The sequence below is a fragment of the Microseira sp. BLCC-F43 genome (genome assembly GCF_041929235.1).
Lineage (GTDB): Bacteria > Cyanobacteriota > Cyanobacteriia > Cyanobacteriales > Aerosakkonemataceae > Microseira.
This window is the reverse complement of sequence record NZ_JBHFNP010000213.1, coordinates 1-5610: the sequence shown is the minus strand read 5'-3', so window position 1 is coordinate 5610 and position 5610 is coordinate 1. Positions and strand designations below refer to the sequence as shown.

The window sequence follows — 5610 nt, the reverse complement described above, 5'->3', positions numbered from 1 at the left end:
AGTTGTCAGGTGCTTGACTCTACTTGCCGGATTCTCCCTCAAAAAAGGATACTGGTTAATACCAACTACAAGTGCATCTCGCGTCATAAAAACTGATTCTGCCCAGATTTACTGCTTTATCCTCTTACTGATGCACCCCAGCTTGATGAATTCCGACCTCACCAAAACCCTACTCGCTTTCTTACTAGCTCTTAGAGAGCTGGAAACTCCCCTCAGCGCCGATGAACAAGCCGTTCTGCAAGATGTAGGGCAGCAATTAGCGATCGCCCCCGATTACTGGGACTTGATTAAAGAAGGACTAATGGCAGCGATCAAAGCCAATTCTGCCTTAAATCACTTGTATCAGTATAACAAGGCCAAATTAGATACTTTAGACGGTCAAATTCCGCGAGGATTGCTGCCCAGCTTAGCAGAGTTAGAGCAAGAACTGTTTCCACAGGCTAAAGAAATTGAAACTCGTGACGGACAAATCAAAGGCGATCGCCAGCCAAACAAAGTTATCGACCTGACCAGCACGATTCTAAAAACTGAAAATCAAGACCAAACCGCTAAGGTAAGTTCTCTAGAGCCATTCTCGAAATACGTAAAAACTTACCGTTTCTTCAACACCTACTTTGGCAACCCTAGCGCTCGCCCAACAATTCCACCCAGCGAACCGCTAATTCACGGGCAAGTTTATATTTTATTCATTGATATTAGCCCTGAAAAAAAAGGCATAGATGCAGAGCCAACGCCGTTTCCAGATGAAGTTTTAGCTCAAGTTTGGAACGAGCGAGAAACCCTAACTCTAGATGTAGTCGTTACCTCTAACGATTTCAGCATTGATGCTCAAGTTAAACAGCTAAATTTACCCCTCAGTGGTGCTTCCGATCCCATCAAATTTACTGTTAAGCCTAATCGATTTGATGGTCGGGGTTATCTCCGAGTGGAATTGTTCTATCGTGGCTATCTGCTTCAATCTAAACAAATCGCTGCCTTAATTATCCCCACAGCTGGATCTGAAATTCCAGAATCTCTACGCCCACCTCAAACCGCTAGAATTACTTTCACAACCACTGACTTGCTTACCAACGAGCAGTTAGCATTGCTTCCAGAACGGGTACTGACGGTAGCTGTAGAGCTTGACCAACGGGACGGCAGCATTGATTTTCGCTTCCTCGACCGGACTGGTGGCGATCGCGAACTAGCCTTTTATGACACTACTTTACAACCAGCCGCACTGGGGAATGCGATCGCAAATATTCGCCAACAACTCTACTTAACTTTGCACGATGGATATTGGGGCGAAGTTGAAGGAAGTGCAGAACAACTAAACACTTGGCTTCCCAAACTCGCAAATGTCGGACGCGAACTTTACCGACAACTCTTACCCCAAAATAAAGGGAGTTTATTAGCAGACGAACAGGAAGAACTCCTGCAAGCTGCACTCAAACCTGGTACGGTTATCCAAGTCAACCCAGTGTTAGGAAAAGTAACAATTCCCTGGGCGCTGCTGTACGAACGAAAAGTCAAACCCAGCCAGCGGACGAGTGTATGCGATCGCTTTACCAACCAGGATCTAGATTGTACCAATTGCCCCAACAAAGATAATCCAAATTTTGTTTTTCCCCATGCTTTCTGGGGTTATCGTTATTCCATCGAGCAACTGCCTTGCTGGGTTAGCAATCAACATCCTGCTCCTTTAACATTGGTGCGACAGATTCAAAATAGCCAACCATTGTGCTTGAGTTTCAATGTTTGGCGTGAGTTTAGTTTGTGGAAAGAACATCTACCCAAACTAGAAGCCGCTGGCTGATTGAATCTACTGATTTCCGAGGAAATACCCCAGCTAGAAATGATTTGGGAAGAATATGGAAATCAATTAGATTTGGTTGACTTTTACTGCCACGGTGGAGTAGAAGAATTGTTGAAACGACCCTATTTAGAACTGAGTGACGAGCGAATTTACAGTAATTTTTTAGAATGTTACGAGTCAAGCTGGAAACATCATCCACTTGTGTTTCTCAACGGTTGTGCGACGGGAGACTATGGCCCCGAAAGCTATGTGAGTTTGATTGATGATTTTTTGAACGCGGGAGCGAGTGGAGTCGTGGGTACAGAATGTCCGGTATCGGAAAAATTTGCCGAACACTTTGCTACTGAAATATTCAAGCGTCTGTTTGCCGGAGAACCAATGGGACAGGCGATGCTAGCAGTGCGTCGCCAATTGCTAGAAAACTACTCGAATCCCCTCGGTTTGGTTTATTCTTTATATGCTGTCCACGAGATTGCCTTAGCTTGTTCTGTCTCTTATACCTAATATGAAACGCTGGATTTTTACGGCTTTATGCTGTTTGCTGATTTACCCGTCATCCGCCTTTGCCCAAACTACGATTGCAGTAGATGCCAAAGATAAACCATTGCAGATTAAAGGCTGGTTGAATGAAGAAAATACCCTGGTAGGGAGCATCCGTTTATCCGGTTCGTAGTAGGCGCTTCAGCGCCGCCGGTTCGTAGTAGGCGCTTCAGCGCCGCCGCAGATAGCATTTATCGGCGAACCTAAATTGCAAGCAGGTATCCCCAAAGATTTTCAGGTAAAGGTTATAAACCCCCAATTGCCGGGAACTTATAAAGGGCAAATTGAAGTATTTCTAGCGAATCAAAAACCAGAAATTATTCCCTTTACTGTATTGGTAAAAGTTAGACCGACTTTAATACCCTTGCGGGGCAACGAGCAAGTACAATTGCAATTGACTCAATGCAATCCTTTACTAGATTGCGGGTTAGCACGTTTACTATTTCCAGCCAGTGCGTTTTTACAAAGTTGGGATTTAGCCTTTGATAATTCAGTAGATGCACCTGTAAAAGTAACGGGGGCTGAGGTGCTGTTAAAAGGAGAGCAAACGGGCTATCAGTTAACTTATAATCAAATTAAAATCTCTAATATTCCCCAAACTTTAGCAGCCGACTCGGTTGTCAGGTTGCCGTTAAATTGGGACTGTTTAAAAATTCCTCCCGACCGTTACACTGGAGCAGTTTATTTAAGTTTAGATGGAGCTAGAGAACGGTTAATTATCCCTGTGAATTTGACCGTGCGGATGGCTCCTTTAATGCCGCTTTTGGTGTGAGTTTTAGGCATGGTTTTAGGTCGATTAATTAAGTATATGCAATAAAAAGGAATTCCCCAAGCTGAGGCATTAGGAAAGGTCAAAGAATTAGAGCAGCAGGTTGATAAGACAAATCCAGAAGACCGAAACATTCTCATGCCAATGGTTGACAATGCTAAAAATTTGGTGCAGGAGATGAAGTTAGAATCAGCTACAGCAGAAGTCGAGAAAATTAACGCCCGTTTGGAATGTTTGCAGCAACTACGAACGATTGAGCAAAAGTTAGAACCGATTAAATCCCATCCCCAGGTTAAGGGGGATAATGGGATTTTGAAGAAGATTAGTAATGTGCGGGTGCAAATTGATTTCGGACAAGAAGATATAGCAAAAAACTCGCTGGCAGAAATACAGCAAGATGTAGCTAACTTGCCATCTCCAACAATGATGGGTCAAACACCCAATTATAACTTATCAGAAATAGTTAATAGCTTAAAAACCGCTGCTGTTGCTGTTGGTAATGCAGTTCAATCGGGGGTAAGTAAACCTGTAAATCAATGGCTGTTTTGGTCGCAGCAAGTCCTTGCCTTGATTTCAGGAAAAGAATTTCGCGCTCAAGCAACCTATTGGTTTGCACGACCGTTGTTTTCTTTAGCACTGTTGGTTGGGTTATCGACAGTGGGGTTGCGTTCTCTCTATGTGCAAAAGGGAGGGACATTTGGGGCTGACCCATTTTCTGATTATTTAGGATTGATACTGTGGGGATTGAGTGCAGATGTAGCGAGTCGCAGTTTGAGCGATTTAGCGGGGGGAGAGGAGAAAAAAGAGTAAGTTTGTGTTGTTGGCTTTGGATATCTTCAGGAATTGGGCGACGCGCAGGCATTTTTTATAGATCGGATTGATTCTGGTCTAAGTAAAGATTGCGGATAGTCCGATTGATAAAACTGAGGTAATCATCTATTTCTTCATAGAGATCTAGTTCTTGTTCTTCTTGAGAATTAAGGAGTGAGGTTTGTTGTTTTTCTAATAGCGTGTCAATCCGTTCTTGAACGGTACTAGAGGCACGAAAGATGGGTATTCCTTCAATTAACTCAATGCGGACTGCTCCTTCAATTGGCAAGCTCTTGGGTAGGTTGTGTAGTTTGGGTAAAAGTAGCATTGTTTGGGAGTGTATTAGGGTTGAAGTTGAATTCTACGCTGATTATAGTGAATCAAGGTTGGGTAGGGCGACGCTCTACTTTGGGAACAACCGCGTACGCTCTATGAGGCACAAGGGTGTATTCTTCAATCAAGCTGATAAATTATCGGAAAACCATTATTCTCTTGGAACCTGTTGCTCTTTTAAATCAGCCCAAATATCGTCCAGGCTGAGTGCGTCTAGCCATTGATGGCGATCGCTAGTGTAATTACCTGTTCCAGAATCAAATTGTTTGATAAACCGAACAGCATCGACATAACCCAAAGCTGCAATTAGTGCTTCAAAGCCTTTTTGGTTCAATTCTACTGGGGTCATTTATTTTCTCCTTCTACCTGAGAAATTTCTATATAAATCCTGTATTGCTGCTCCATAAGCTCATTCTATTGAATCAAGGTTGGGTACGGCAACAATCGAACTGGGCAATGGGTGATAGTAGCGATCGCTTATTTTCCTATCTGGAGTATTCAGTGTAGTGCGAGCATAAGCAACTTTGTGGGTGGTGCGACCGTTGTTATCGTTGGGGCTGCTGTTTGGGTTATCGGTGGTGGGAATTCGGGCTTTGTATGTGGAGAAGGGGGCAACGTTTGGTGCTGACCCATTTGCTGATTACTTAGGATTGGTGCTTTGGGGATTGAGTGCGGATGTGGCGAGTCGCAGTTTGAGTAATTTGTCAGGGGGAGAGGGGAAAAAGGAGTAATCTGTGCAAAACTCGCCGTGTCTGTGCCTGGGTTTTGGTTCCAACAAATCCCTGATTAAAGTTAACCCCATCTCAAGCTTTCCAGTTTCAGCCAATTGAGCGTCTGCCGTTGCCAAAGTTGCTCTAATGTATAAGACAACTTTGGCAACATTCCCGGTTCGGGTTCCCGCGTTTGCTGTTCTGCCTCCACACCCAAATCCTTGAGGATGGCATTAATCAAATTCTCTTCTACCTTTCGCCCCAGTTGTTGTGCGGGTTCTCGAATTGCCCGCCTCAATTCTTCAGGAGACATCGGGGTTACAATCACCAAATTGGCAATCATCAAATCGGTCAGTTCCGGGTAAGCGGCACACTTGCCCAGAAAATCATCCCGCATGGCAAAGATCGGGCAGAATTTATCCCCTATTGATTTCAGCGCCCCCAACAAACTAGAAATAAATTGCTGTCGATCAGTTGAGTTTTTACAGACGGTGAAAACTTCCTCAAATTGATCCACAATCAGTAATGTGCGCGGTGATTTCGAGGCTCTAATCAACCGTGCCAAACCCGTCGATCCTTGTGAAATTGCTTCCTCTGCCTCTCGTAACTGCTTTGCACGTTCAATATCCGTCACCTCCTCATCCAGAAACGCC

At 44.2% G+C, this 5610-nt stretch carries 8 protein-coding genes and 1 pseudogene; 6 read left to right on the top strand and 3 right to left on the bottom strand.

All coding sequences use genetic code 11. The features are described 5' to 3' along the window. From ACE1CM_RS29005 to ACE1CM_RS28985, 5 genes are all read left to right on the top strand, one after another. The coding region (locus ACE1CM_RS29005) for a hypothetical protein (protein ID WP_374882325.1) at positions 1 to 1795 on the top strand (1795 nt) is incomplete at its 5' end. Then, the gene (locus ACE1CM_RS29000; RefSeq protein ID WP_374882324.1) at positions 1796 to 2299 is read left to right on the top strand and encodes a CHAT domain-containing protein; all 504 of its coding nucleotides are present in this window, start codon (positions 1796 to 1798) and stop codon (positions 2297 to 2299) included. It begins immediately after the preceding gene. A 1-nt stretch (position 2300) separates the two neighbouring features. Then, positions 2301 to 2468: a hypothetical protein gene (locus ACE1CM_RS28995; RefSeq protein ID WP_374882323.1), complete on the top strand. Its 168-nt coding sequence runs from the start codon at positions 2301 to 2303 to the stop codon at positions 2466 to 2468. Between the two features lie 75 nt (positions 2469 to 2543). Then, the gene (locus ACE1CM_RS28990; protein ID WP_374882322.1) at positions 2544 to 3107 is read left to right on the top strand and encodes a hypothetical protein; all 564 of its coding nucleotides are present in this window, start codon (positions 2544 to 2546) and stop codon (positions 3105 to 3107) included. A 135-nt stretch (positions 3108 to 3242) separates the two neighbouring features. After that, a complete protein-coding gene (locus ACE1CM_RS28985) occupies positions 3243 to 3914 on the top strand; it encodes a hypothetical protein (protein ID WP_374882321.1) in 672 nt (223 codons plus the stop codon). A gap of 55 nt (positions 3915 to 3969) precedes the next feature. Here ACE1CM_RS28985 and ACE1CM_RS28980 read toward each other — a convergent pair whose 3' ends face one another. Both ACE1CM_RS28980 and ACE1CM_RS28975 read right to left on the bottom strand, forming a co-directional pair. After that, complete coding sequence (locus ACE1CM_RS28980) at positions 3970 to 4242, bottom strand: hypothetical protein (RefSeq protein WP_374882320.1); 273 nt, start codon at positions 4240 to 4242, stop codon at positions 3970 to 3972. A 156-nt stretch (positions 4243 to 4398) separates the two neighbouring features. Then, positions 4399 to 4596 (bottom strand): hypothetical protein, encoded by a 198-nt coding sequence (locus tag ACE1CM_RS28975; RefSeq protein ID WP_374882319.1) that lies wholly within the window; start codon positions 4594 to 4596, stop codon positions 4399 to 4401. Positions 4597 to 4777: 181 nt separating this feature from the next. Between ACE1CM_RS28975 and ACE1CM_RS28970 the strand changes: the two genes are divergently transcribed. Continuing rightward, complete coding sequence (locus ACE1CM_RS28970) at positions 4778 to 4978, top strand: hypothetical protein (protein ID WP_374882318.1); 201 nt, start codon at positions 4778 to 4780, stop codon at positions 4976 to 4978. Positions 4979 to 5039: 61 nt separating this feature from the next. Here the strand turns inward: ACE1CM_RS28970 and ACE1CM_RS28965 are convergent. Next, positions 5040 to 5610, bottom strand: a pseudogene (locus ACE1CM_RS28965) (hypothetical protein); the annotation flags it as partial.

What these genes read in the sequence shown, in the direction of transcription:
- ACE1CM_RS28995 (WP_374882323.1), top strand. Translation starts at nt 2,301, where the DNA reads ATGAAACGCTGGATTTTTACGGCTTTATGCTGTTTGCTGATTTACCCG.
- ACE1CM_RS28985 (WP_374882321.1), top strand. Translation starts at nt 3,243, where the DNA reads ATGCCAATGGTTGACAATGCTAAAAATTTGGTGCAGGAGATGAAGTTA.
- ACE1CM_RS28980 (WP_374882320.1), bottom strand. Translation starts at nt 4,242, where the DNA reads ATGCTACTTTTACCCAAACTACACAACCTACCCAAGAGCTTGCCAATT.
- ACE1CM_RS28975 (WP_374882319.1), bottom strand. Translation starts at nt 4,596, where the DNA reads ATGACCCCAGTAGAATTGAACCAAAAAGGCTTTGAAGCACTAATTGCA.